General features: G+C 69.0%; 33 protein-coding genes and 1 tRNA gene. 14 read left to right on the top strand and 20 right to left on the bottom strand.

Annotation, left to right across the window (positions count from 1 at the left end; all coding sequences use genetic code 11):
- The first annotated feature begins 183 nt into the window (after positions 1–183).
- The 3 genes from KLK06_RS10785 to KLK06_RS63005 all read left to right on the top strand — a co-directional run bounded on the left by KLK06_RS10785 (position 184) and on the right by KLK06_RS63005 (position 1711).
- Complete coding sequence (locus KLK06_RS10785; RefSeq protein WP_214635218.1) at positions 184–1074, top strand: hypothetical protein; 891 nt, start codon at positions 184–186, stop codon at positions 1072–1074.
- A 215-nt stretch (positions 1075–1289) separates the two neighbouring features.
- Complete coding sequence (locus tag KLK06_RS63010) at positions 1290–1448, top strand: helix-turn-helix domain-containing protein (RefSeq protein WP_214635217.1); 159 nt, start codon at positions 1290–1292, stop codon at positions 1446–1448.
- A complete protein-coding gene (locus tag KLK06_RS63005; RefSeq protein ID WP_214635216.1) occupies positions 1445–1711 on the top strand; it encodes a hypothetical protein in 267 nt (88 codons plus the stop codon). The genes KLK06_RS63010 and KLK06_RS63005 overlap by 4 nt, the downstream gene beginning before the upstream one ends.
- A gap of 73 nt (positions 1712–1784) precedes the next feature.
- Here the strand turns inward: KLK06_RS63005 and KLK06_RS10770 are convergent, their stop codons facing one another.
- Positions 1785–2051 (bottom strand): response regulator, encoded by a 267-nt coding sequence (locus KLK06_RS10770; RefSeq protein WP_214635215.1) that lies wholly within the window; start codon positions 2049–2051, stop codon positions 1785–1787.
- A gap of 119 nt (positions 2052–2170) precedes the next feature.
- On the opposite strand from KLK06_RS10770, the gene KLK06_RS10765 reads away from it, so the two are divergent.
- Both KLK06_RS10765 and KLK06_RS62260 read left to right on the top strand, forming a co-directional pair.
- Positions 2171–3250, top strand: a complete 1080-nt coding sequence (locus KLK06_RS10765) for a serine hydrolase (RefSeq protein WP_214635214.1) — start codon at positions 2171–2173, stop codon at positions 3248–3250.
- 36 nt (positions 3251–3286) lie between these two features.
- Positions 3287–4729: a S41 family peptidase gene (locus KLK06_RS62260; protein WP_214635213.1), complete on the top strand. Its 1443-nt coding sequence runs from the start codon at positions 3287–3289 to the stop codon at positions 4727–4729.
- 57 nt (positions 4730–4786) lie between these two features.
- On the opposite strand, the gene KLK06_RS10755 is transcribed toward KLK06_RS62260, so the two are convergent.
- The 5 genes from KLK06_RS10755 to KLK06_RS10735 form a co-directional block, all read right to left on the bottom strand.
- Positions 4787–5167 carry a GntR family transcriptional regulator gene (locus tag KLK06_RS10755; RefSeq protein WP_214635212.1) on the bottom strand — a complete coding sequence of 127 codons (381 nt, stop codon included), beginning with the start codon at positions 5165–5167 and terminating at the stop codon, positions 4787–4789.
- Positions 5167–5991 (bottom strand): hypothetical protein, encoded by an 825-nt coding sequence (locus KLK06_RS10750; RefSeq protein WP_214635211.1) that lies wholly within the window; start codon positions 5989–5991, stop codon positions 5167–5169. The genes KLK06_RS10755 and KLK06_RS10750 overlap by 1 nt, the downstream gene beginning before the upstream one ends.
- Positions 5992–6116: 125 nt before the next feature.
- On the bottom strand, positions 6117–6758 hold the full coding sequence (locus KLK06_RS10745) for a hypothetical protein (RefSeq protein ID WP_214635210.1): 642 nt from the start codon (positions 6756–6758) through the stop codon (positions 6117–6119).
- Positions 6755–7300 (bottom strand): RNA polymerase sigma factor, encoded by a 546-nt coding sequence (locus KLK06_RS10740; RefSeq protein WP_214635209.1) that lies wholly within the window; start codon positions 7298–7300, stop codon positions 6755–6757. The genes KLK06_RS10745 and KLK06_RS10740 overlap by 4 nt, the downstream gene beginning before the upstream one ends.
- A gap of 27 nt (positions 7301–7327) precedes the next feature.
- Positions 7328–7528, bottom strand: a complete 201-nt coding sequence (locus KLK06_RS10735; protein ID WP_214635540.1) for a hypothetical protein — start codon at positions 7526–7528, stop codon at positions 7328–7330.
- Between the two features lie 133 nt (positions 7529–7661).
- Between KLK06_RS10735 and KLK06_RS10730 the strand changes: the two genes are divergently transcribed.
- Positions 7662–8108 (top strand): universal stress protein, encoded by a 447-nt coding sequence (locus KLK06_RS10730; RefSeq protein ID WP_214635208.1) that lies wholly within the window; start codon positions 7662–7664, stop codon positions 8106–8108.
- A 1-nt stretch (position 8109) separates the two neighbouring features.
- On the opposite strand, the gene soxR is transcribed toward KLK06_RS10730, so the two are convergent.
- From soxR to KLK06_RS10715, 3 genes are read right to left on the bottom strand one after another with little or no spacing between them, the layout of a single operon-like run.
- Complete coding sequence (gene soxR / locus KLK06_RS10725; RefSeq protein WP_214635207.1) at positions 8110–8625, bottom strand: redox-sensitive transcriptional activator SoxR; 516 nt, start codon at positions 8623–8625, stop codon at positions 8110–8112.
- A gap of 4 nt (positions 8626–8629) precedes the next feature.
- Positions 8630–9355 carry a metallophosphoesterase gene (locus KLK06_RS10720; protein WP_214635206.1) on the bottom strand — a complete coding sequence of 242 codons (726 nt, stop codon included), beginning with the start codon at positions 9353–9355 and terminating at the stop codon, positions 8630–8632.
- A 9-nt stretch (positions 9356–9364) separates the two neighbouring features.
- Positions 9365–9802 (bottom strand): Lrp/AsnC family transcriptional regulator, encoded by a 438-nt coding sequence (locus tag KLK06_RS10715; protein ID WP_214635205.1) that lies wholly within the window; start codon positions 9800–9802, stop codon positions 9365–9367.
- A 19-nt stretch (positions 9803–9821) separates the two neighbouring features.
- Between KLK06_RS10715 and KLK06_RS10710 the strand changes: the two genes are divergently transcribed.
- Positions 9822–10751, top strand: a complete 930-nt coding sequence (locus KLK06_RS10710; protein WP_214635204.1) for an SMP-30/gluconolactonase/LRE family protein — start codon at positions 9822–9824, stop codon at positions 10749–10751.
- A gap of 2 nt (positions 10752–10753) precedes the next feature.
- Here the strand turns inward: KLK06_RS10710 and KLK06_RS10705 are convergent, their stop codons facing one another.
- Positions 10754–11488 (bottom strand): ABC transporter permease, encoded by a 735-nt coding sequence (locus KLK06_RS10705; protein ID WP_214635203.1) that lies wholly within the window; start codon positions 11486–11488, stop codon positions 10754–10756.
- On the bottom strand, positions 11485–12390 hold the full coding sequence (locus KLK06_RS10700) for an ABC transporter ATP-binding protein (RefSeq protein WP_214635202.1): 906 nt from the start codon (positions 12388–12390) through the stop codon (positions 11485–11487). The genes KLK06_RS10705 and KLK06_RS10700 overlap by 4 nt, the downstream gene beginning before the upstream one ends.
- A 109-nt stretch (positions 12391–12499) precedes the next feature.
- Here KLK06_RS10700 and KLK06_RS10695 point away from each other — a divergent pair, with 109 nt between their 5' ends.
- The 3 genes from KLK06_RS10695 (at position 12500) to dnaN (ending at position 15740) form a co-directional block, all read left to right on the top strand.
- Positions 12500–13933: a histidine kinase gene (locus KLK06_RS10695; protein ID WP_214635201.1), complete on the top strand. Its 1434-nt coding sequence runs from the start codon at positions 12500–12502 to the stop codon at positions 13931–13933.
- Entirely contained in the window at positions 13930–14580 is a 651-nt protein-coding gene (locus KLK06_RS10690; protein ID WP_214635200.1) for a response regulator transcription factor, read from the top strand. The genes KLK06_RS10695 and KLK06_RS10690 overlap by 4 nt, the downstream gene beginning before the upstream one ends.
- A 62-nt stretch (positions 14581–14642) precedes the next feature.
- Positions 14643–15740, top strand: coding sequence for a DNA polymerase III subunit beta (dnaN, locus tag KLK06_RS10685; RefSeq protein ID WP_214635199.1), 1098 nt, complete (start codon positions 14643–14645; stop codon positions 15738–15740).
- A gap of 9 nt (positions 15741–15749) precedes the next feature.
- Here dnaN and KLK06_RS10680 read toward each other — a convergent pair whose 3' ends face one another.
- The 5 genes from KLK06_RS10680 to upp form a co-directional block, all read right to left on the bottom strand.
- Positions 15750–16427 carry a FadR/GntR family transcriptional regulator gene (locus KLK06_RS10680; RefSeq protein ID WP_214635198.1) on the bottom strand — a complete coding sequence of 226 codons (678 nt, stop codon included), beginning with the start codon at positions 16425–16427 and terminating at the stop codon, positions 15750–15752.
- A 98-nt stretch (positions 16428–16525) separates the two neighbouring features.
- Positions 16526–17869 (bottom strand): helix-turn-helix transcriptional regulator, encoded by a 1344-nt coding sequence (locus KLK06_RS10675; protein WP_214635197.1) that lies wholly within the window; start codon positions 17867–17869, stop codon positions 16526–16528.
- Positions 17870–17966: 97 nt separating this feature from the next.
- A complete protein-coding gene (locus tag KLK06_RS10670; protein WP_214635196.1) occupies positions 17967–18497 on the bottom strand; it encodes a PH domain-containing protein in 531 nt (176 codons plus the stop codon).
- 251 nt (positions 18498–18748) lie between these two features.
- Complete coding sequence (locus tag KLK06_RS10665) at positions 18749–18973, bottom strand: hypothetical protein (RefSeq protein ID WP_214635195.1); 225 nt, start codon at positions 18971–18973, stop codon at positions 18749–18751.
- A 127-nt stretch (positions 18974–19100) separates the two neighbouring features.
- On the bottom strand, positions 19101–19739 hold the full coding sequence (gene upp / locus KLK06_RS10660) for a uracil phosphoribosyltransferase (protein WP_214635194.1): 639 nt from the start codon (positions 19737–19739) through the stop codon (positions 19101–19103).
- Positions 19740–19879: 140 nt separating this feature from the next.
- On the opposite strand from upp, the gene KLK06_RS10655 reads away from it, so the two are divergent.
- The 4 genes from KLK06_RS10655 (at position 19880) to KLK06_RS10640 (ending at position 21433) form a co-directional block, all read left to right on the top strand.
- Positions 19880–20389 (top strand): tRNA adenosine deaminase-associated protein, encoded by a 510-nt coding sequence (locus KLK06_RS10655; RefSeq protein ID WP_214635193.1) that lies wholly within the window; start codon positions 19880–19882, stop codon positions 20387–20389.
- A 15-nt stretch (positions 20390–20404) separates the two neighbouring features.
- Positions 20405–20881: a tRNA adenosine deaminase-associated protein gene (locus KLK06_RS10650; RefSeq protein WP_214635192.1), complete on the top strand. Its 477-nt coding sequence runs from the start codon at positions 20405–20407 to the stop codon at positions 20879–20881.
- Positions 20878–21333, top strand: a complete 456-nt coding sequence (gene tadA, locus KLK06_RS10645) for a tRNA adenosine(34) deaminase TadA (RefSeq protein ID WP_214635191.1) — start codon at positions 20878–20880, stop codon at positions 21331–21333. The genes KLK06_RS10650 and tadA overlap by 4 nt, the downstream gene beginning before the upstream one ends.
- Positions 21334–21343: 10 nt before the next feature.
- Positions 21344–21433: transfer RNA gene (locus KLK06_RS10640), tRNA-Ser, on the top strand.
- A 30-nt stretch (positions 21434–21463) separates the two neighbouring features.
- Here KLK06_RS10640 and KLK06_RS10635 read toward each other — a convergent pair.
- From KLK06_RS10635 to KLK06_RS10620, 4 genes are read right to left on the bottom strand one after another with little or no spacing between them, the layout of a single operon-like run.
- The gene (locus KLK06_RS10635; RefSeq protein ID WP_214635190.1) at positions 21464–22465 is read right to left on the bottom strand and encodes an ABC transporter substrate-binding protein; all 1002 of its coding nucleotides are present in this window, start codon (positions 22463–22465) and stop codon (positions 21464–21466) included.
- Positions 22466–22505: 40 nt separating this feature from the next.
- Positions 22506–22919 (bottom strand): TIGR03668 family PPOX class F420-dependent oxidoreductase, encoded by a 414-nt coding sequence (locus tag KLK06_RS10630; protein WP_214635189.1) that lies wholly within the window; start codon positions 22917–22919, stop codon positions 22506–22508.
- Between the two features lie 11 nt (positions 22920–22930).
- Positions 22931–23380 (bottom strand): VOC family protein, encoded by a 450-nt coding sequence (locus KLK06_RS10625; protein ID WP_214635188.1) that lies wholly within the window; start codon positions 23378–23380, stop codon positions 22931–22933.
- A gap of 36 nt (positions 23381–23416) precedes the next feature.
- Complete coding sequence (locus KLK06_RS10620; protein ID WP_214635187.1) at positions 23417–23713, bottom strand: type II toxin-antitoxin system VapB family antitoxin; 297 nt, start codon at positions 23711–23713, stop codon at positions 23417–23419.
- Positions 23714–23717: the final 4 nt, after the last annotated feature.

Below are 23717 nucleotides of genomic sequence, written 5' to 3'. Positions count from 1 at the left end.
CCAGCTGATTCGTCTGGCGTCCGACGAACGAGTGACGCTCACTCAGTCCGAACCCGTCTCCTGGCTCATCGCACAGTAGATGGCCAACACCAGCAAACCGTTTCCCCCTCGACGGGGAGACCCCACGATCTTCAGTGACATGTCCCGATCCGATTAAGGAGAAGGGCGTGGGAGGCTGGACATATGACAATTGAGTGGTCCCGGCAGGAGGTCCTCGAAGCGGTCAGGACACGCTTGCTACGTGCGGGCGCTGTGCTGGACGGATACTCCGCGGTCGATGTCGTGGCAGAGTCCGGCGGCATGCTGGTGATCTTCCATTGGCGGCGAGATCCGAACACATATGCCATCAAGGTCGAGTTCCCGAGGGGATCGGCGAGTCCGTGGACTGGCGGTTCGTACACCGGCCTGCCGGTGACCGCGCCTGATGAATGGGCCGCAGACTTCGCATCCCGCTTCGCGATCGAACTCGATAACGGCCTGGTTCGTCGAAGCCGCCGGATGATCCGAGATGGGTACGTCCTGCTGGACACTCACGATGCCCCGGACGCCTGGCCCGCCGGGTTCTACATCGGTCGCGTTGCACTCAACGACCTAAAGCTCTCCGCCTCGCCGGATGACCTCGAGAAGGCCTATTCCATTCTCGGATCGCTGCCGGCATCGGTTTCTCCGCCTGTGTCCGAGGTCGGCGCCTGGCTGGCCCAGGCAGGGATGGATGTCACCATTCCCAGACAGCTGATCGTCGAGGCCAGGCTTGCCTGCTGGCTTCAGGCCTACGTCGACAACGCCCACGGGGAACCTTATGTCGGTCAGGCAGCCGCATCCTGGGAGGACAAGCGACGCACCATCGCCCGTCTCGACCTGGTGCACATCCAGCCCGGCGTCCCATCAGAGGTGCGCGACGCGCTGGTGCGTCTCGTGGTCTGCGAGGTAGCCGAGGCCGGCGCCCTACGCGTGGTCACCGCGGTCGACGATCCCGAGCTCCATGGACTGGGGTTCCGGCCCGCGAACGGTGGCGGCCTTGCGCTTCACACTAGGAGCACTGAACCGCCATCGGACCCCGCGGCCGGAACCTGACCCAAGGCGTCTCACGGGGCTGGGCCTCAACATGCGAAACCACCCATAACGTCTCGGCGACCGCCAGATAACAGGGGTGCTGTCTTTCCGCCGGACGCCGAGGAAATGACACCAAGCGCGGAACGATCAAGGTGACACGGAGCGTGGAACCGCCAAAACGCCCAGCTCACAGGACCAGCATGTGACACCGAAACACGGAACCTACACCGAAGTCTATGGGCGGAAAGCTATCCGAGTCGGAGAAGGCGGACGTTGTTCAGCGTTATGCGTCAGGTGAAAGCGCTTCGAGGATCGCGAAGTCGTTCGGGGTGACTCGTCAGGCGCCAACGCGGACAGCTCGTCAGCGGGGGTGGTGGCCGGGACCCGCTCGGTGAGGTTCTCGGCCGACAACCGGCGGGCGGCGGAGATCACCCGGATCGGCCGCAGCACCCGACCGGCCACCAGCCAGCTCAGTACGGCGGCCAGCCCGGTCACCACGACGAGCGCCAGAGCGGCCTGGGGCAGCAGCGCGGACAGGGTGTCGGCCTGCACCCGGTCGGCGAGAGCGAGCAGCCCGTCCTGCGGCGACGTACCCGGCGAGGGAGTGCCGAGCGGGTCCAGGTGGGTGAAGATCACGCGGCGCCGCATCAGCAGGTAGGTCAACCCGGTCAGCGCGGCGCCGGCGGCCAGCACCAGGGCGGTCTGCAGCGATGCGAGCCGGGCCCGGGCGGTCAGCCGGACCATCCCGCGCCGCCGATCCGGCAGCCGGCGCCGGTGACGGTCTCGATCAGCGGCGGGTCGCCGAGCTTGCGGCGCATGTGCCGACGGTGATCCGGCAGGTCCCGGTCCAGGACCACCACGTCGTACGGCGTGATCTCGCACTTGTCCAGCGCGGTCCGCCCGTCGAGGGCGACGTCGACGGTGAAGCCGTGCTTGCGCAGCCCGGCTTCGGTGTACCCGGCGAGGGGCTGCTCGTCTTCGACCAAGAGCACGCGCATCCGGGCAGTATCGCAACGCCCGCATATGGAACGGATATGGGTCGCCGATCGGCCACCGATCGGTGCCGGCCGGTAGATGTGGTCGCCCACGAAGTCCCATCAGAAAAGGGTGATCGACCATGAGGCGTAGGAGAACCGTTGGCGTGGCCGGGGTGGCATGCGCGGTGCTGGCGTTGAGCGTCCCCGTACCCGCGGCCGCCGCCGACCAGGTCAAGCTGGGAGACGTCCAGCAGGCGATAGAGAACGTGGCGAAGACCGACGGCGTGGTGGGGGCCATCGGACAGGTGTACGTCGACGGCAAGCGGGTGGGCCAGGGGACGGCGGGTTCACGCCTGCTCGGCGGCAAGGGCGGGCGCATCCCCTCGGATTCCCGTTACCGCATCGCATCCCAGACCAAGCTCATGGAGGCCACGATCGTCCTGCAACTGGTCGGGGAAGGCAAGCTCGGCCTGGAGGACAAGCTCAGCGATGTCCTGCCCGAAGTGGCCAAGCACGACTATGTGGATCGGGCCGACGAGATCACCGTGCAGCAGCTGATCCGCCACACCTCCGGCATCCCCGACTTCATCGCCAGCGGGAAGTTCGACGTCTTCGACTTCACCACCGCCTACAAGCCGATCGACCTGGTGAAGGCCTCACGTACCGTGCCTCGCCAGGGCGAGCCGGGAGAGTACCTCTACTCCACCACCAACTACGTCCTCCTCGGAATGATCATCGAGAAGCTGACCGGCCATGATCGGGCCACCGAGTTCGCGCGGCGGCTGTTCACTCCACTCGGCATGAAGCACACCTATCTGGCCACCAAGGTCTCCGACCAGATCAAGGGTCCGCACGGACACGGCTACTACCCCGACGCCAAGGGCAGACCACGCGACGTCGACCGGGTCAACGCCACCATCAGCTCCGAAGGAGCGATCTCCACCGCGCACGACCTCAGCGCCTTCTACCGCGCGCTCAACCAGGGCAAGCTCCTGCCGCCGAACCTGCAACCGCCGCGGCCGCGGCCCAGCCTGTGCGGCGGAACGGTCGCGTCGGCCTCAGGCAGCATCCCCGGGATCAACTCCATCACCTTCTCCTCGACCGACGGCCGGATTCAGTTCGCGGTGGCCGCCACGCTGAAGATCGATAACGAGCGGGCCATGGCCGTCGGCGACGCCATCACCAAGGCAGCGGAAGCCGTCCTCTGCCCCGGCCAATGACCGGATCCGTCCGATGAGCGAAGGAGACCCATCAGCGTGAAGCGTTCCCTCTTGACCGCGCTGGCCTGCACCGGCGTCCTGACGTTGGCGACGTCCGGCGCCGCGGCGACCGCGCGGACCGAGGCAACCGTGCGGACCGAGGCAACCGTGCGGACCGTGGCCTCCGCGTGCGGCGCCAAGCCGGACCAGCCCGTCGCCACCGGCCTGAGCACCATCAAGCAGGCGTACGACTGCATCTTCACCGCCTTCTACGGTCGCGAGCGGCTCGACCACCGGGCGGTGCTCGCGGCCGGGTTCGCCGGGCTCACCGAGGAGCTGAACCGCCGCGGCATGGACCGGCCCGACGCCACCATGCCGCCGCTGACCGGGAACCGCACGACCGACCTGAACGCATTCGCGGCCGGGTACGAGCGGGTGGTGGCCGATCTGCCGGACGACGCCGCGCTGCGGCAAGCCGTGGCAGGGGCGACGATCAAGGGCATGGTGAGCAGCCTGCACGACAATCACTCGCAGTGGGGCCGCCGAGAGCAACCGCCAGGTAAGCCGGGCGACGCCTACGGCCTCGGTTTCACCACCTCGCCCGGCTATTCGATCACGTACCGGGCACCGCAGAAGGCGGTGGCTCCGTTGTTCGTCAACGCCGTGCAGGGCGGCCCGGCCGCCGTCGCTCGGATACGTCCAGGCGAGGTCGTGCAGTCCGTCAACGGCGCGCCTGTCTTCGTGGACGGTGTCCTGTCCAGCGGCGCCATGAACCTGCTCAACCCCGAATACTCCGGCAACCGGCCGGACCCGGTGCGGCTGGCGCTGCTCGACCCTGCCACCGGCCGCGTCAGGAAGACGACGCTGGGGCCGAAAGTGTTCACGCCCACGACGCGGCCCGTGACGGCCCGCCGGCTCGCCGGCGACGTGGCCGCGATCAAGCTCACCAACTTCCAGCCCGGGACCGCCGACCAGGTCCTGGCCGCCATCGCCGGACTGCGTGCGGACAAGAGACCGCGTGGCCTCGTCCTCGACCTGCGCGGCACCAACGGCGGCTCGCCCGCCGAGGTCGTCAAGCTGCTCAGTGCCTTCGTACACGGCAAGGTGCACAGTTACGACTGTGCCCCGGACAACACGTGCACGCCCAACCGCACCGACGACGCGGTCCCGCTGCTCGGCCTGCCCCTGGTCGTGCTCACCGACGGCATCTGCGCCTCGGCCTGCGACGCTTTCTCCGCCGCGGTCAAGGACCTCAAGGTCGGGCCGCTGATCGGGTCGCGTACGTCGGGCATGGTGTCGGGACCCGCCGGTATGTTCACGCTGGACGACGGGAGTCTCCTGACGCTGCCCGCGGCCTACCAGGTGGGCGCCAACCGCGAACTGATCAACGGCATCGGCGTGGCGCCCGACCACTACCTGCCGCTGACCGCGAAGGACCTGCGCAAGGGCCGCGACCCGGCGATGGCCAAGGCCCTGTCCCTGCTTTCCGCCGCCCGGTAGGAGCACGCTCGGCCCATGTGGACGGTGGTCGGCGGGTCGGATTCCCGGGGAGCCAGGTCAGAGCGAAGCGGGGGCCGCCGCGTCACCGGATCTCAGGGCCGCCTGGACGATGCAGAGTGCCTCGCTCTCATCGATGCCGACGCTCGCCACGACGGCCGCGTAGTCGGCGGCGGCCTGGCGGGCTCGTTCGCGGGCCGCCTGGCCGGCCGCTGACACGAACGACCCGGCCCGCCCCCGGGTCTCGATCAGCCCGGCCTCTTCCAGCTCCCGGTAGGCCCGGCCGACCGTGTTGATGGCCAGGCCGAGGTCGGCCGCGAGCCGGCGGATGGTCGGCAGCCGGAAGCCCACGGCCAGCGTACGGTCCTGGATCTGCCGGGCGAGTTGGGCCCGCAACTGCTCGAACGGCGGCACCGGCGAGCCGGCGTCGATGACGATCATCAGATGCCCACCACGTGCCGCGCCATGGCCGCGGCACACGGCGTCCTGACCTGGACCGCGATGTAGGCGGCCAAGCCCAGCAGCAGGAAGCCAATGGAGGCGGCGTTCCACCAGTCGGGCGCGGACCCGAACAGCAACACCATCGGCAGCGACCACAGCGTGCCTGGCGTGGTGCTCTCGCGCGCGTCCTCGACGCGCATGATGACGTCGGCCGTCAGTGAGACCTCGTCCTCGGCAACGACCGGCCGGGCCAGCAGCTCGCGCACTTGCAGGGCCGCGCCGACGCCGACCCCGGCCACGGCGACCAGCAGCACGACGGCTGCCTGCCGCGCGGTGCCCTCGTTGACGGCCAGTGCGCTGGCCCCCAGCGCGAACGAACCGGCCAAGGTGCCGACCGCGAAGGCGGCGTACGGCCGCCCGAGCAGGGCCCGCCAGCCGGGCTGCACCGGATGGGCCGCCCGCCGCGCCAGCGCCACCCCGGCCCGCCGGTCGACGCGCCGGATCCAGGCGTCAAGCAGCGTCCGGACCACCAACAGCCCGACGATGAACGCGCTCAGGACCAGCACCTTCGTCGGCTGGTACGACCCGAACCAGCCGGACGCGGGAACGGCCAGCCGGTCAGAGGCCTGTACCAGCGCGGCCCCGATGATCAGCGCAGCCGACAGGACGCTGCCGAGGAGCCGCGCCCGCCGCCGTACTGCCAGCCGCGCGGTCAGTAACGGCGTCGGTGGGCCGTCGCCGAGGCCGTGCCGCAGTAGCCAGGCCTCCGCGCCTTGGACATCCGCCTGCCGCGGCCCGGCGCCCGGCATGGAGCTGTTCGTCATGCCCTTCTCCTTTTGTCGCAAGCTTTGTATCAACATCTTGCGTCATAGCTTGCGACAAAGTCAATCGGAGGGGCTCATGAACGGCTGCGGACACGCCGCAATCCCCCTGGCCGGGCTTGAGGGCGTCAGCCTCCGTTGGTGTTCAGGCTGGGCCCCTCGCCCGCCTTCTGGTCGGTGGACGGGCCGTTGCCGGTGGGGTCGGAGGCCGGGGGGAGGTTCAGCGCGGTCGCCTCGCAGGGCGCCACCGCCCCCTTGACCACCTCCAGCGAGGTCGCGATGGGCGGCTTGTCCGCCTGGTCGACGGAGACCGCCAGGACCAGCGTCTGACCGGCCGCCACCTGCCCCTTGTCGATCCGGAACGCGATCCCCGTGCCGTTCCTCCCGACGTCGACGCCGTTCTCGACCCGCCCGTAGCCGGCCCCGTGCTCGCCTCGGGGCTGCTTGCAGGTCTGGTCCGCCGGCAGGTAGTCGACCACCGCCGTCACTCCCGCCGCGGCGAGCTTGACCGCCAGCTCGTCCGGGTCGCGGAACTCGTTGATCCGCACCTCGACCGACCCGTCCGCGCTCTTGGTCACGGCGAAGGCGGGGGCGGCGGCTCCGCCGTACACGTTCATGGCCACCAGCGTGGCCGCCGCGACCCCCGCCACCGCGGCGGCCAGTCCCAGGACCCGGCGGCGTCGTACCGGGGTCTCGACGACCAGGTCCGCCTTCCTGCTGGCGATGTCGTCCTTGAGCGCGCTGAGCAGGCGCTCCTCGAAGTTGCTCATGCCTGTCCCTCCACGTACACGGCCGATGGCGAGGCGACGTCTTCGAGGGCGCGTCTGGCCCGATGCAACCGGACTCGTGCGGTCACCCCGTTGATGCCCAAGGCCGCGGCGGCCTCCTTGACGGTGAGCTGGTCGATCGCCACGAGTTCGAGTACGGCCCGCTCGCCCTCGGGCAGCTTGCCCATGGCCTCCAGGGCGCGGCGCATCTGTCGCTCGGCGTCGATCCGTTCCTCCATCCGGTCGAGATCGTGGTCGTCCATCATTCGCCTGCCCGCGATGCGGCTGGTCGCCTTCGCCTCGCGGGCCGTGCGTCGATACTGGGCGGATACGACGTTGCGCGCCACGCCGTACAACCAAGCGGTCTCGCTGCCTCGGCCGGGGCGGTAGGTGTGCCCGGAGTCCACGGCCGCCAGGAAGATGTCGGCGGTCAGATCGGCGGCCAGATGAGGATCGCTCACTCGGCGTACGACGAACCGCATGACGCCATCGACATGGCGGCGATAGAAGGCCTCAAAGGCCTCGGGGTCTTCGTTGAGGCGCACAGGCCTCGCTCCCTTCGTCGTTCGCCCTTACATCTCTACTTGGACCGAAGGACGCGGAGCGTTTCCGATCAGGTCGGCAGCCACGTCGGGCCCCCGGGTGAGCACCGACCGGTGGCCGTCGGGCCAGCGCACGTACGCGGCACCGACCTGGCCGCCGGGGCACGGGCCTTCATAGGTGAGCGAGACGTCGAGCCGGCGCAGGACACCGTCGATGTCGAGACGGGGCACGCGGGGGAGTGTCACAAGAACCGATCCTCGCCAGTCCGCCAGGTGTGACACAACAGACAACGGCTCGCGGAATCACGGCTGATCGTCCCGGTGCTGCACCAAGGGAGTGAGCTTCAAGCGAAGGGAGCACGCCATGACCATCCTCGTCGCCTACGACGGCTCGGCCGACTCGCGCGCCGCGATCGAGTTCGCGGCCAAGCACCTGGCCGCCGAGCCCACGCTCATCGTGACCGTGTGGGAGCCGCTGCTCGTGCAGATCAAGAGGTACCCGCTGGCCGGTGCCGGGGTCGTCTCCGACTCCGGTGAGGAGTGGCGGATCCAGGCCGAGCAGTACGCCAAGGAAGGGGCCGAGCTGGCGACCGCCTCGGGGCTCGCGGACGTGACCTATCGGGCGGTGGCCGACAACGAGTCGATCTGGCGGACGATCGTGGACGTCGCGGACGAGGTCGACGCGTCGCTGGTCGTCACCGGGTCGCGCGGACTTGCCGGCGTGCGCTCCGTGCTGCTGGGCAGCGTCTCCAACCACGTGCTGCACCACGCCCACCGGCCGACCCTGATCGTCCCCCCGGCCAAGCGCTGACCTAGCAGGCCTGCGAGGAGTCCGTCTCGGCCGCGGGCGGGCAGCATTGCTGGGGCGGGGCGAGCCGTGTGTCGATGCGCCGGGCGCCCGGTCCCTCGCTGCCCAGCCGGTCGTGCGGGTTGGCCAGCGCACACCGGTCGAGCGACAGGCACCCGCATCCGATGCAGTCCGTGAGGTCGTCGCGGAGCCGCTGGAGCTGCTCGATCCGGTCGTCGAGCTCGCCGCGCCAGGTCGCCGACAGCCGCGCCCAGTCGTCACGGGTGGGCGTACGCTCCTCCGGCAGCTCGGCCAGCGCGTCCTTGATGGTCCGCAGGGGGATGCCCAGCCGCTGCGACAGCCGGACGAACGCGACCCGGCGCAGCGTGTCACGTGTGTAGCGCCGCTGGTTGCCCGCGGTGCGGCGGCTCCCGATGAGCCCCTTGGCCTCGTAGAAGTGCAGCGCCGAGACGGCTACGCCGCTGCGCTCGGCGAGCTGGCCGACTGTCAGCTCCCTGGAGTTCCATGCCACCTTGGTCATAACCTCAAGAATAGTTGAGGATTACCGGGCGGAAGTGGGTGACCAGCCGTTCGCCGTCGAAGATGTGCAGCGCGTAGGCGGGCGGCAGTTCGTACGAGACGGGGAACTCCGCGTCGGTCTCCACGCTGGTCAGGGCGGTGGAGATGACGCCGGGTGCGACGACGAGCGGCAGCCCGGCGAAGCGGGCCGACACGGCGGTGTGCGCGTGGCCGGTCAGCACCGCGGCCACGTGCGGATGCCGTGACAGCAGGTCCGCCAGCCGGTCCGGCTCGTGCAACCGGATCTTGTCGACGTACGGGATGCCGAGCTCGATCGGCGGATGGTGCATCCCCACGAACGCCGGCACGCCGGGCCGCTCCGACAGCACCTCGTCGAGCCAGGCCAGCGTCTCGTCGGCCAGGTAGCCATGGTTGTGGCCGGGCACGCTCGAATCGGCCAGGGCGATCGTCACGTCGTCGAGCCTGAGCGCCTGGTTGGCGGGGCCGAGCAGCTTCTCGAACTCCGGCACCGAGTCATGGTTGCCCGGGCAGACGGCCAGCGGCAGCTCGCCACGGAACAGCTCGTCCGCGATCGTGTATTCCTCCGGCAGCGCGTGGTCCGCGATGTCGCCCGTGACCAGGACCGCGTCGAGACGCAGCGTACGCAGGTGCCGCATGACCTGTCGGGTGCGCTCGACACTCTCGTCGGAGCCGCCGATGTGCACATCGCTGATCTGCGCAAAAATCGCCATCTGAGCACTTTAATCCACGTGCATGGGCCGTTCGAAGAACGTCTCCAGCACGACGACCGTCTGGGTCCCGGTCACGCCGTCGACCTCGAACACCTGCCGCAGCACCTGCTGTAATTCCCGCGTGTCGGCCGTACGGACCTTGAGCAGGATCGAGGCGGGCCCGGCGATGACGTGCGCCTCCTCGACCGGCGCGATCGCCGCCAGCCGCGCGGCGGCGTCGCCCATCCAGGCGCCGCCGTCGACCAGCACGTACGCCACCACGTCCCGGCCGAGCGCCACCGGATCCACCTCGATCGTGGTGCGCTTGATCACTCCACGCTCGCGCAGCTTGCGCACCCGCTCGTGTGCCGCCCCACCCGACAGGCCCACGGCCTGGCCGAGAGCCGCGTACGACCGCGTGGCGTCCTCCTGAAGCAGGCCGATCAACATCTTGTCGATTTCATCCATGACAGTATGCTATTCGAGTATGGAGCCAATTTACCGAACACCATCCAGTTCGATCCCCACGGATTTCGAGGTGCTGGACGAGCGCTTCGCCGCGGTCGGCGGCGACGACCTGGTCGAGCGGATCTACACCGGCACCCGCTGGGCCGAGGGGCCCGTCTACTTCCCGGCGGGCCGGTTCCTGGTGTGGAGCGACATCCCCAACGACCGGATGCTGCGCTGGGACGAGATGACCGGCGCCGTGGGACCGTTCCGGCAGCCCGCCGGCTACGTCAACGGCAACACGCTCGACGGCCAGGGCCGCCTGATCTCGTGCGAGCATGGCGAGCGCCGGGTCACCCGCACCGAGGCCGACGGTTCGATCACCGTGATCGCCGACCGCTGGCAGGGCAAGCGGCTCAACAGCCCCAACGACGCGGTGGTCCGCTCCGACGGCTCCATCTGGTTCACCGACCCCGCCTACGGCATCGACAGCGACTACGAGGGCCACCGGGCCGATCCCGAGATCGACGGCTGTCACGTCTTCCGCGTCGATCCGGCGACGGGGGAAGTGGTCCGGGTGGCCGACGACTTCGACCGGCCCAACGGCCTGGCCTTCTCGCTGGACGAGTCCCGCCTCTACATCGCCGACACCCGCCGCAGGCACATACGTCTGTTCGACGTGCACGACAACGGCACGCTCTCGGGCGGCAAGGTCTTCACGCAGGGGACCGACGACGACACCTTCGACGGGATGCGGCTGGACGACAAGGGCCGCGTGTGGGCGGCGGCGGGCAAGGCGGTGCAATGCTACGACCCCGACGGGACGCTGATCGGCCGGCTCCGACTGCCCGACTCCATCGCCAACCTGGTGTTCGGCGGGCTCAAGCGCAACAGGCTGTTCATCGCGGCCTCGTCCTCGCTCTATTCGGTGATGCTGAACGTCACGGGGGCCCGTCCCGTCTGGTCCTAGCGCTACTCCCAGCGGAACAACCGAATCGCGATCCCGCCGAAGACCAGCAGCCCGGCGACCATGACGATGAGGTGCAGCGGCTGCGGCGCGTGTCCCGCCCAGGTGTCGCGCAGCGCCTGGGCGAAGGGCCCGGCCACCGAATAGTCGCTCACCACGCGCAGCGCGTCCGGCATGACCTCGCGCGGGATCCACATGCCCGCCACGAACATCAGCGGGAACATCACCACCGACCCGATCCCCGGCGCCGACTTGCCCGTCGGCGCGATCGAGGCGATCACCAGCCCCAGGGCCAGCAGCGCGGCCGAGCCGAGCAGGAAGACCAGCACGAAACCGGGGAGCTGCTTGGGCATCGCGGCGCCGAGCACCACGTACCCGAGCACCACCAGCAGGAAGACCGACACGGTGCCGATGGCCAGGTTGATGATGAGCTGGGCGGCCAGCAGCCGCCCCGGCGGCACCGGCGTCGTCGACATCCGCCTGAGCACCCCCTGCTCGCGATAGGTGACGAGGACGGCCGGCAGCACCGAGCACGCGAGCGTCAGCACCGCGAGCAAGGTCATCTGCGCCGGCAGCTGGGTGTCGATGAACCGCTGCCCGCCCATCGCCGGATCGGGCTTGCCCAGGTCGGGGATGCTGCCGAGCCCCAGCAGCAGGGCGAGCGGCAGGCCGATGGTGAAGACCATCGTGGGCCACTGCCGCAGGTGCAGCTTGGTCTCGACGAAGAGGAGCTTCCTCATGACAGCTTCCTTCCGGTCAGTGCGAGGAACGCGTCGTCGAGCGTGGCCTGCTCGACGCGTAGGTCAGCGGGGACGATCTGGTGGTTGGCGAGCGTCAGCATGACGGCGGGCGCGAGGTCGCCGGTGCCCGTCACCACGACCTGCTGTCCGCTCCTGGCGACCTCGGTCACCTCGGGCAGAGCCAGCAGGAGGTCGTCGGAGAAGGGCGCGGTCGGCCGGAATCGCAGCCGCTGCGCGCCGCCGACCTGGGCGATCAGCCCCGCCGGCGTGTCGGTGGCGGCGACCCGGCCCGCGTCGATGAGCGCGACGCGGTCGCAGAGCCGCTCGGCCTCCTCCATGAAGTGCGTGACGAGCACGATCGTCACGCCGGAGTCGCGTACCTGCTCGACCAGCTCCCAGGTGTCCCTGCGAGCCTGCGGGTCGAGCCCGGTGGTGAGCTCGTCGAGCACGGCGACGCGGGGCCGACCCACCAGCGCCAGCGCGACGGACAGGCGCTGCCGCTGCCCGCCGGAGAGTTTGCCGAAGTACGTGCCCCGCTTGTCGCCGAGCCCGACGCGCTCGAGCAGCTCGGACCAGTCGGTCGGATCCGGGTAGAAGGAGGCGTAGAGGTCCATGGCCTCCCACACCTTGATCTTGTCGGGCAGCGCGGCGCTCTGCAGCTGCGCGCCCAGCACCCGGCGCAGCGCGTCCCTGTCCTGCTGGGGGTCGATCCCGGTCACGCGTACGGTGCCACGATCGGGAGTGCGTAACCCCGCGACGCACTCAACGGTCGTGGTCTTGCCGGCGCCGTTCGGGCCGAGGATGCCGAAGATCTCGCCATCCGACACCTCGAACGACACGTCGTCCACCGCCACATGGTCGGGATATCGCTTGTGGAGGTTCCTGACCTCGATGACTTTCATGCCTTCGACGCTAGGAACCCCGGCTCTCGCGGGGAATCGGGCTGGGTACCCGGCGAAGGTGTATCTAGGTGCAATGTGCGAGAAGCTCCGGCTCGCGCACACTGGAGGCATGTTGAGAAGGTACGGCCAGGCCGCGGTGCTGCTGGCGCTGATCCTTGTCGAGGTGCCCGCCATCGTCGCCTCCTTCACCATGCTCGTCCTCGCCTTCGGCATCGGCGTGGTCCCCCTCCTCCCCTTGCAGGTCCGGCTGGTCAGGCGGCTGGCGGAGCACACCAGAGGGCTGGTCGGGGAGTGGACGGGGGACCGGATCGACTCGCCGTACCTGCCCAAGCCACTGCCCCCGCAGCGGCAGGCCGACGGGATGTACCGGTCGAACCGCACGCTGTACAAGTCGCCGCGGGTGCCGGCCTGGAACGACCGGTGGAAGTGGCTGGTCACCGACCCGGCGACCTGGCGCGACTGCGTCTGGCTGCTGCTGGACCCGGTGGTCAAGCTGGCTCTGCTGCCGATGTTCCTGCTGCTGCCCGACCGCGGACTGCGCCTCTACAGCCTGTGGAGCGAGCTGACGCTGGCCGCGACCGCCGCGAGCCGCCTGGCCGGGCAGGTCAACCACCTCCAGCGCGTACGCAACCTCGCCGTCGACACGCAAGCCGCCGAGATGCGCAGGATCGAACGCGACCTGCACGACGGCACGCAGGCCAGGCTGGTGGCGATCGGCATGACGCTCGGGGCCGTCGAGCAGCTCGTCGACACCGATCCCGCCGCGGCCAAGGCCCTGCTCGCCAAGGCCAGGGAGGCGTCCTCAGAGACGCTGACCGAGCTGCGCACGGTGATCCGCGGCATCCATCCGCCGGTCCTGGCCGAACGCGGGCTTGGCGACGCCGTTCGAGCCCTGGCCATCGACAGCCCGTTACGGGCGAGCGTGGACGTCGACCTGGCGCACCGGCCGGAGCCGCCGGTGGAGGCCGCCGCCTACTTCGCGGTCAGCGAGCTGCTGTCCAATGCCGCCAGGCACGGCGGCGCCGCCACGGCCACGATCGACATCAGCAGCAACGGCCCCGACCTGCGGATCTCCGTGACCGACGACGGCATGGGCGGCGCCGACCCGAGCAAGGGCACCGGCCTGATGGGCATCGAGCGACGGCTCGCGGCCTTCGACGGCGTGCTGGCCCTGAGCAGCCCGCCCGGCGGGCCGACCACGGTGACCATGAGCATGCCCAGGGTCCTGCCGCAGCACTGGGCGGGCAGCCTGCCCAAACTGCCGCGCTGGAAGGCCGCCGTGGTGGCCGCGCTCTGGCTGACGTCCTGGTGCCCGCTGTTCCCGCAAGGCATCGTGGCGGGCATCTTCAAGGTCTTCGGCCTCGACGAGAAGTCGTGGTTCCTCGCGCTGTACCTGCCCGAGCCGTGGCAGTGGCCGGTCATCCTGTTCATGATCACGCTGGGCTCCGCCATGTATTTGACCGCCGTCCTGCTCCCGGCCTGCCACAACAAGGAGCGCTGGCTGGCCGAGGCGACGCCCCGCCGCCTATGGTTCAACCGATGAACCGCGTTCTCATCGCCGAAGACCTCTACCTGCTCAGGGACGGCCTGGTTCACCTGCTCCAGGCGCACGGCTTCACGGTCGTAGCCGCCGTGGAGAGCGGACCCGAGCTGCTCAAGGGCCTGATCGAGCTGCGCCCCGACGTCTCGATCGTGGACGTACGGCTGCCGCCCACCTTCACCGACGAGGGCCTGCAGGCCGCGCTGGCAGCGCGCAAGCAGGTGCCCGGGCTGCCGATCCTGGTGCTGTCGCAGCACGTCGAGCAGCTCTACGCGCGCGAACTGCTGGCCGACGGGTCGGGCGCGATCGGTTACCTGCTCAAGGACCGGGTGTTCAACGCCGAGCAGTTCATCGACGCCGTTCACCGGGTCGCCGAGGGCGGCACCGCGATGGACCCCGAGGTGATCGCCAAGCTGCTGGCCAGCAACGCCAGGCACGAGCCGCTGGCCGCCCTCACGCCACGCGAACGGGAGGTGCTGGAGGCGATGGCCGAAGGGAGGTCCAACGCCGCCATCTCCCAGCGGCACTACCTCAGCGAGAGCGCGGTGGCCAAGCACACGGCCGGCATCTTCGCCAAGCTGGGTCTGGCGCCTTCCGACGACGACAACCGCCGCGTCCTGGCGGTGCTCGCCTACCTCAACAGCAGATAGTCCGCATTGTCGGTGACACCGGCTACCTTTCATAGGAGGCAGCGACACGAAGGGTGGGTCAGGTGAAGATCCGGGTAAACCGCGATGTTCTGGCGGACGCGGTGGCATGGGCCGCCAGGGTCCTGCCAAGTCGCCCTGTGGTGCCCGTGCTCTCCGGCTTGCTGCTGGGGGCCGATGAGGAATTGACCCTGTCCGCGTTCGACTACGACGTCTCGGCGCAGGCCAGGATCGAGGCCGACGTGGCCGAGGCGGGCCAGGTGCTCATCCCCGGCCGCCTGCTGGCGGAGATCAGCCGCAGCCTGCCCGCCGAGGACGTCGAGATCGTCACCGAGGGGCAAGAGGCGGTCCTGACCTGTGGCAGCGCCGAGTTCGGCCTGATCACGATGCCCGTCGAAGACTTCCCGACCATGCCCACGATGCCGCCGAGCATCGGCGCCATCGGCGGTGGCGTCTTCGCCTCGGCCGTGGGCCAGGTCGCGCCCGCGGCCAGCCGCGACGACACGCTGCCGATGCTCACCGGCATCAGGGTCGACATCGAGGGCGAGTCGGTGACGATGGCGGCCACCGACCGCTACCGCATCGCGGCCCGCGACCTGGCCTGGCGCCCGGTGTCGCCCGACGTCGCCGTGTCCGCCATGGTGCCCGCCCGCGTGCTGGTCGACGTGGCCAAGACGCTACGCGGGGGCGAGGTGGCGGTGGCGCTGGGCGACGGCGTCGCGGGCTTCGAGAGCGTCGGCCGCAGCACCACGGTCCGCCTGCTCGACGAGCAGTTCATCGACTACCGCACCAGGCTGACCGCCGACTGGTCGATCAGGGCCGATGTGCCGGTGACGGCGTTCGTCAACGCCATCAAGCGGGTGGCGCTGGTGGCCGAGCGCAACACCGCGATCCGGCTGTCGTTCACCCAGGGCCACGTACGCATCCAGGCCGGCGGCGGCGACATCGGCCGCGGCTCCGAGGTGGTCGAGTGCGAGCTGCGCGGCGACGACATCCAGATCGCCTTCCAGTCGCAGTTCCTGCTCGACGGCCTGACCGGCATCGACACCGACCTGGCCCGGCTCAACATGGAGTCACCGACCAGGGCCGCGCTGATCCAGGACGTTCCGGGTGACGCGCAGCCCAGCTTCCGCTATTTGGTGATGTCGCTGCGTCTCGGCTGAGCCGCTGGATCAATCGCCTTCGGTGAGCGCGATGAGAATGTGCTCCATGCAGGCGTGGCCGGCGCGCTCGGCGGCGGTGGCGTCGCCCGAGAAGATGGCGCGCGCGATGGCGTCGTGGGGGATGTAGCTCTTGTTCAGCGACGTGCCCGCGGCCGTGATGCTGGCCCGCAGCGCCGCCGAGAAGTCCTCATAGAGGTCGATCAGCACGAGGTTGTGCGTGGCGTGCGCCACCGACATGTGGAAGGCCAGGTCGGCCTCGACGAAGGCGTCCGGGTCGTCCAGCTCCCAGGCGCGGTCGCGCTCGGCCAGCGCCGCCTCGATGCGCACGATGTCCTCGTCAGTGCGCCTGGTCGCGGCCAGGCGGGCCGATTCGACCTCCAGCGCGCGCCGCACCTCGAGGATCTCCAGCTGCTCCGCCTGGCGCAGGCGCCTGAGCATCGCGCCGGAGAGCTCGCTCGTGGCGCGGACATAGGTCCCGTCGCCCTGGCGGCACTCCAGCAGCCCGGCGTGAGTGAGCGCGCGTACGGCCTCGCGTACGGTGTTGCGCCCCACCCCGAGCTGCTCAGCGAGCACCGTCTCAGTAGGAATCTTGCCGTTCATCTGCCACAACCCTGAGGTGATCTGCTCCTTGAGTTGATCGATCACCTGGTCGACGAGCGAAGCTCGTTGAGCCGTACGCAGACTCACAGTCCGCCTCCTCTGGGGGTGCCAGTCATCCCATGAGTCAATGACTGGTAGACCCTAATTATTCCAGACTCAAAAACCAAATCTGGAGCTCCCGGAGGCTAGCGGGACACAGAAGTGTCGATCTTCACCCCTGCCAGTGCGGAATGGACTCCGGCTGCTTCCAGCGCCTTGCGATAGGCGCGGGTCTGCTGTGCCTTGTCGCCTGATCTGCCGTAAAGGTCGCCCAGCTCTCGCCAGCAGCGTGCGGCCTGCCTGTCGGAGCCGAACACCGGATGGTTGAGCGTGTCGAGCAGCTCCTGGGCCGCGCCCAGGTGCCGCGCCGTGTCGGCGTCGAGCGCGAGCGCGACGGTGGCGAGCACCAGGTGGGCCTCGGCCGGTGTCGTGCCCGGGGCGTCGTGCACCAGGTCGAGCGCCGACGTGGCCAGCTCACCTGCCCGCACGGCGTCCTGCGCCCGCAGCTTGACCCTGGCGTGCGCGATGAGGCTCTCACCGTGCTCCTGCGTGCTGCCCGCGGTGCTCGCGAACGCGCGAGTCGCCGCCCCGGCCCACAGGTCGGCCTCGGCGAGCGGCGACGAGTCGAGCCTGGCCCAGTGCATGGCCGCCCGGGCGAGCTGGAGCGCCAGCCTGGCGGGCCGGCCTGCCATGATCGCGTCGTCGGCCAGCCGTACGGCCAGCGCGGAGTCCTCGCCACCGGCCGCGGCCACACTGGCCTGCCAGAGGGTGTGGATCTCAGCGGAACGGTCCACAATGTCAGGCACGCCGCTGGCGTCGAGCACCCTCCGGACATAGTCGAGCTCGGGGGAGTCGCCCTCGCGTCCGCTGCGCGCCTCAACCAGTGCGGCGGCCAGGTCGATGGCGATCTCGCCTTGCGTGATCGCCAGCCGTTCCGCCTGCTCCAGCGCGTGCGCGGCCAGGTCTCGAGCCCGCAGGCGGTCGCCCGCCCGCTGGTAGCAGCGGCTCAGCGACACGGCGAGCGGCAGATCGGCCAGACGCTCGGGATGCGCCGCCGCCTCTCTGCGCAGCCGTTCGAACGCCTCGACCGCCTGGCCGAGCCGCCCCTGTGCTTCGAGGGCGCGCGCCCTGCCGAAGCGGGCGTGCGCGGTCAGCAGCGCGTTTTCCTCGTCGGACGCCTTCACGATCTCAGTGAAGCGGTCGGCCGCGACGACGGGGTCGCCGTGCTGTAGCTCCAGCTCCGCGTGGCGCAGGCCGAGCTCGGTATCGATGCGCTGCCGAGGCTCGATCCCATGCAGGAGGAACTCGGTGGTGCACCCCAGGCGCTCGGCCAGGAGTCTTGCTACAACCGGAGTCGGTGTCCGCTTGCCCGACTCGATGAGCGAGACATAACTGTCAGATAGGTCGGGTCCGGCCAGTTGGGCCTGAGACATCCGCCTGTTTAGCCGCAGTCCTCGGACGCGGTCACCGATGGTTCCCTGACTCGGCATCTCATCTCTCAAGGCGGGGAAGGGTCAACACTCCGCAATGATTGCATGAAGTGGCGCAATCGGGTATCCCCACGTGAAGAATTCCCCGTGCCAAGGATTAATCGTCGCTGTCGTCCTTGCTGGGGAAAAGCATCTGGCAGACCTCGAGGTACAAGGTCTCCGGATACGGAATGTACTCGACTGTTGACAGCGCCTGATCCTGACCAGCGGATTCGAGGATGAACTCACCGTAGCCGAGCATGCGCCCAAGCAGAGATCGCTGGAAGCTCATGTCGGTGACCTTGCCCAAAGGCATCATCGCGACTTTGCGGGTGATGAGGCCTGTGGTGAGCAACATCCGCTTTGAGGTAACCACAAAGTAGTCAACCGACCACTCCGCGACTTTCCATACAAAACGGATCAACAGCAGCAGCCAGAGCCACCACACGACGACCAGAGCCGTGCTGCTCCCCTCGCCGCCGAAGATCTTGCTGAGCAGCCCGGCGACGATCAGGCCGCCGAAGACCTCGGCGACCGGGCGAAGCAGCACGGCTGGGTGACGCCGTACCATGATGACCTGTTGTTCGTGGGGGAGTAGGTAGCGGTTGACCGACGCCGGAGCAGAGTCTCCGTGGGTCACAAGTCTCATGCGAGAACGTTCACGAATTGGGCCAGTTGGTCAGCCGCGTTGATCATGGTGTCGAACGCCCCTCTGACCGCGTCAGCGGCATCGGTTGGTCGTGCGAACAGGTAGTACGCCACAAAAGCGATACCCCCGTATGTGAAGACCTTTTTGACCTGCACTGTCGCCTCCGTACCACTACCTTCTACACCCGCCGTATACTTTACCCACCGCAATGCCGGGGTAAAGGTAACTTTGCGGGTTACTTTTGATCTTGCTTAGCCACGTTCGCTGGCCACCAGAGCCAGGACGTGAAGGTGCTTGCGCGCGATCCGCTCGACGAGACTCGGATGGGCGTAGCCCGTGACCTCCAGCGCGCCGTAGTGCGCCGCTTCGACGCAGCGCGTTACGGTGACCGCGGAGTGGATGCCGGCGAACTCCTCGCGGAGCGCCGTCTCCACGTCCGCGTACGGACTTGACTCCGCCTCGGTGTGCTCACTCACGAGAACACCTCGGTAATCGGAAAATCGCTCATCGTGCTCCCCCCACGCGCGTGCGGAAGTTGCCTTCCCCTCACTTCATACCCCGGTGGCAACAGTATGTAACGAAGCGAGTGCGCAGCGTGGCTGGTCAGACAACTCCGTAGAGTCGATCTCCGGCGTCGCCCAGTCCTGGAACGATGTAACCGTTCTCGTTCAGCCGTTCGTCGAGGGCGGCGGTCACGACGCGGAGCGGCTTGCCGGAGTTGGCGAACACCTTGTCCATGTAGGCCAGCCCCTCGGGCGCCGCGAGCAGGCAGATCGCCGTGACGTCGACCGCCCCGCGGTCGAACAGGAACCGCACGGCCGCGGCGAGCGTGCCGCCGGTGGCCAGCATGGGGTCGACCACGTAGCACTGGCGCCCGGACAGGTCGTCGGGCAGCCGGGTGGCGTAGGTCTCGGCCTGCAGCGTCGACTCGTTGCGGATCATGCCGAGGAAGCCGACCTCGGCCGTGGGCAGCAGCCTGGTCATGCCGTCGAGCATGCCGAGACCCGCCCGCAGGATCGGCACGACCAGCGGGGACGGCTTGGCCATCCGCACTCCGTGAGCCTCGGCGACCGGGGTCTGCACGGTCACGTCGATGACCCGGACATCGCGGGTCGCCTCGTATGCCAGCAGGGTCACCAGCTCGTCCGCCAGCCGGCGGAACGTCGGCGAGTCCGTCCGGACATCACGTAGCGTGGTGAGCTTGTGTGCTACGAGAGGATGGTCGACGACGAGGGTTTCCATAAGGGACAACGCTATCTTGTGTGCAACGAACCGGCACGCCGCGTCATCGGTTTTGATCACAATTTGGTCGGAGCAGCACGCGGGGGGTGGTCGGGTCTGGAACGATTGGAAGCCGAAGTGGCCACGTCGTGGGGTGGACGATGACAGAAGAAGATGCGCTCGACTTCGCCATCGTGGTCTATCGCGAGGATGAATGCTGGGACGCCGGGCTGCTGCCGGTCGCGCTGACGTCCGATCTGCACGGCCTGATCAAGGCTCTGCGCCAGCAGCCGAGCGAGAGTGGCACGATTGGCCTGGTCGCCGTGGGGGACGAGTTCTTCGTGGCGCTGCGGGTCCTCGGTGATCGCGTTGATGTCTTCCTGTCCGACATCGCCGCGTCCTGGGACTTCCCGCTGGCCGAGCAGGTTCTCGATTTCCTCGACGTGCCGATCCCCGACGAGGAGGAGCTCGACGAGATCCTCCAGGACGAGGAGACGGTGCTCCCCGCAGGCGATCTGTCGATCTTCGCGGACCTGGGACTCGACGAGATGGAGCTGGGCATACTCTCCGGCGACATCGAACTCCTCCCGGAGGACGTGCTGTCCAGCATCGCCGCGCGGCTCGGTTTCTCCGAGCCGTTCGAGCGGGCCATCGAATCGGTCTTCGGCTGACCCTGGAGCATGGACATGGCGTCCAACACCTTTTCCGCGGCCTTCGTCAAGATCCCCGGCGGCTGGAGCGGCGCCGAGGTCGATCTCGGTGACGCCGAGATCGTCGACGACTTCGGCGACGCGGTGACCGAGGCCCTCGGCCTGTCCGGCGACGAGCTCGCCCTGCTCTGCGTCGAGGTGGAGGACGAGTGGTTCGCCATCGTCCGCTACCGCGGTGACGAGGAGCCGCGTGTCTTCCTCTCCGACGCGCACGCGATCCTGTCCGACACGCTCGGCGAGCTGTTCGCGGAGTTCGCCGGGGTGGCCCCCGACAAGGAGAGCAACGGGCTGGGCGTCAAGCCGGCCGGTGACTTCGAACTCCTCAGCGACCTGGGCGTGAGCTCGGAGGAGCTGCTGGAGCTGAGCATGGAAGAGGGCGTGCTGCCCGCCGACATCCTCTCCGTGATCGCCGAGCGGCTGTCCTTCGCCGACGAGCTCGACCGGTTGCGGTGAACCACGCCGACGCGATGCGCCTGGCCCTGTCCGAGGCCGTCGCGGCCGGCGCCCGCGGCGAGGTCCCCGTCGGCGCGGTCGTGCTCGGCCCGCTGGGCGAGGTGCTCGCGTCCGCCGGCAACTCCCGCGAGGCTTCCTTCGATCCGACCGCCCACGCGGAGGTCCTGGCCCTCCGGCAGGCCGCCCGGTCGCTCGGGCGGTGGCGGCTGGACGGCTGCACGCTGGTGGTCACGCTGGAGCCGTGCACGATGTGCGCGGGCGCGGCGGTGCTGGCCCGGGTCGACCGCGTCGTGTACGGGGCCGTCGACGAGAAAGGCGGGGCCGTGGGGTCACTGTGGGACGTGGTCCGGGACCGCAGGCTCAACCACCGGCCCGAGGTCGTCATGGGGGTGCTGGGTGAGGAGTGCGCTGCCGTACTAAAGGAGTTCTTTGGCACTCGGCGGATCCGGTAAGCTCGTCGACGGTGGTGTCGCCTAGTGGCCGAGGGCGCACGCCTCGAAAGCGTGTGATGGGGCAACTCATCCGTGGGTTCAAATCCCACCACCACCGCCACTCTTTGGGCCTCTGACCTGTCTGATCGGGTCAGGGGCCTTCTGTTATGGCTGGACCTTCGGCGTCCCACCTGATGAAGGCCGTCTGGTGCCCGACTTGAGCTCCGGTGCGGGGATCCACCTTGAAGGCCCCGAACAGGGTGGTGGTCTCCAACGCCGTGGCGGCGGACCACAGCTCCGCACGTGCCGTACTGCCGGCTTGCCGGGCGCAATGTGTCGCGATGGCCGCGGCGGCGACGGCTTGCACGGCCGGATAGTCCGGGAGCGAACCGGCGCGCTCCCGGTAGGCGGTCAGGAAGTCGTCCTCGGCCATGGACAGCTCGACGCGGTCGCCTCCGCCGGGAAACCACTGCCCGACGCCGTAGACGCCCACAGGATCGCCGACGGCCTCGCCGAACTCGCGGACGCCCGCCGCCACGGCGCACACGCTCCGCGGGGGCATCGGCAGCGACCTGGCGTAGGTGACGGCCCGCACGTCGTCTTCGAAGGAGCCGGCGCAGAAGAGATCCCACGCCTCCGGCGTCGGTGAGCTGACGGTGCGCAGCCCGAGGGCGTGCGCCAGGCGCTCGGCGCCGCCGGCGACCTGACGGGCGAAGCTGCCCTTGCCCTGAACGATCCGGAGCGGGCGGGGGTCCTGCTGGGTGGCGAGGTGCCGGACGAAGGGCTCCGCGTAGCGGCTCGCGGGCGTGAGCACGGAGACGACGTGACCGGGGTGAGCTGTCTCGACGTCGTCGCCTGATCCGCCGTGGTTCCAGATCAGGCGGCCCATGGCCGCGGCGATGGTGCCCGCTCTGCGCATGAGCAGCGTGGAATAGGGGCCGAGCAGGAGGTCGCACTCCGCCGACAACCTGGGGAGGAGGGCGTCCACCCGCTCGGGGTCACTGCCGTCGTCCTCGATGAGGAGGTCGACCGCGTCGGTCGTGGATCGCCAGATGTCCAGGGCGAGCCGGGCCTGGCCGCCGAAGCGCGCGTACTTGCCGGACAGCGACAGGCAGGCGCCGAGACGAAGCCGGTTCCTGTACGGCGCTGCCACGCTGTCCCCTCCGCTTATTCGCTTTCGCTGGTGGGCCCGGCTACTCGTTGTAGGCCCAGCCGCTCCAGCGCTCGACGGTGATCACCACCACCGGGCCCTCAGGACGTCGCTCCGCGTACTGTTCGTAGCGTTCGGCCAGGCGGTCGAGCCAGTGCCGGCGGGTGGTGTCGTCCTCGGCGAGCGCCGCGGTGCCATCGGCTCGTGCCCACCACAGGTGCCGCCAGTCGTCGGAGTAGTGGTCGGCCAGGACGCATACGCGGTCGTTGGCCGCGATGTTGCGCAGCCTGCGGAGGTCGGTGGCGCGCTTCGGTTTGTGATCCACGGCGAACACGATCACGTCGCCCTCGACGGCGAAGACGATGGGCACCAGGTGCGGCACCCCTTGTCCGTCCACGGTGGCCAGCCTGGCGCTGCGTGCCGTCAGGAACTTCGATCGGGCCGTGGCCTCGTCCATCGAACCAACTCTCAGACGACGTCGAACTCGTTGCCCTCCGGATCCGCCATGGCCACCGCGTAATGGTCCAACCCCGGCTCCGCGAGCACGCGTACGACGGAGGCACCCGCGCGGACCAGCCGCTCCACCTCGGCGTCGACGCGGGCTCTGCGGGTCGCCAGCGGAACCTCCTCCCGCTTGCCGCCCACCTTGATGTCGAGGTGAAAGCGGTTTTTCACCACTTTGCCCTCCGGGACCCGCTGGAACCAGATCCGCGGGCCCGCGCCCTCCGGGTCGACGATGCTGTCGGAACAGTCTCCGTCGCCGAGCTCCTCCTCCGGCACGCCGATGCTCTGCCAGTAGTCGCGCCAGGTGTCGAAGTGGCCCGGCGGCTCCTCCGGCTCGTAACCCAAGCCGTCAGCCCAGAAGCGCGCCAGCCGATCGGGGTCGGCGCAGTCGATCACCAACTGAAAAAAGACCATGGAGGCATCCTGCCCGAGGAGGCTGACATTTCTTTTTCAGCTGGGCAGCTCCAGGACCCTGGCGTGCAGGATCGATCGCTGGTGCAGGGCCGCCCGGAGAGCCCGGTGCAGCCCGTCCTCCAGATAGAGCTGGCCCTGCCACTGCACCACGTGCGGGAAGAGGTCGCCGTAGAACGTGGAGTCGGCGGCGAGCAGGGAATGCAGGTCCAGCATGGCCTTCGTGGTGATCAACGAGTCGAGCCGGACCTGCCGTGGGGGGATCTGCGCCCACTCTCTGGGGGTCAGACCATGGTCGGGATAAGGGCGGCCGTCACCGACGAGCTTAAAGATCACCCCA

Origin of the sequence: Nonomuraea sp. NEAU-A123 (genome assembly GCF_018603905.1) — a bacterium.
Lineage (GTDB): Bacteria > Actinomycetota > Actinomycetes > Streptosporangiales > Streptosporangiaceae > Nonomuraea.
This window is presented reverse-complemented; position numbering and strand designations above follow the sequence as displayed.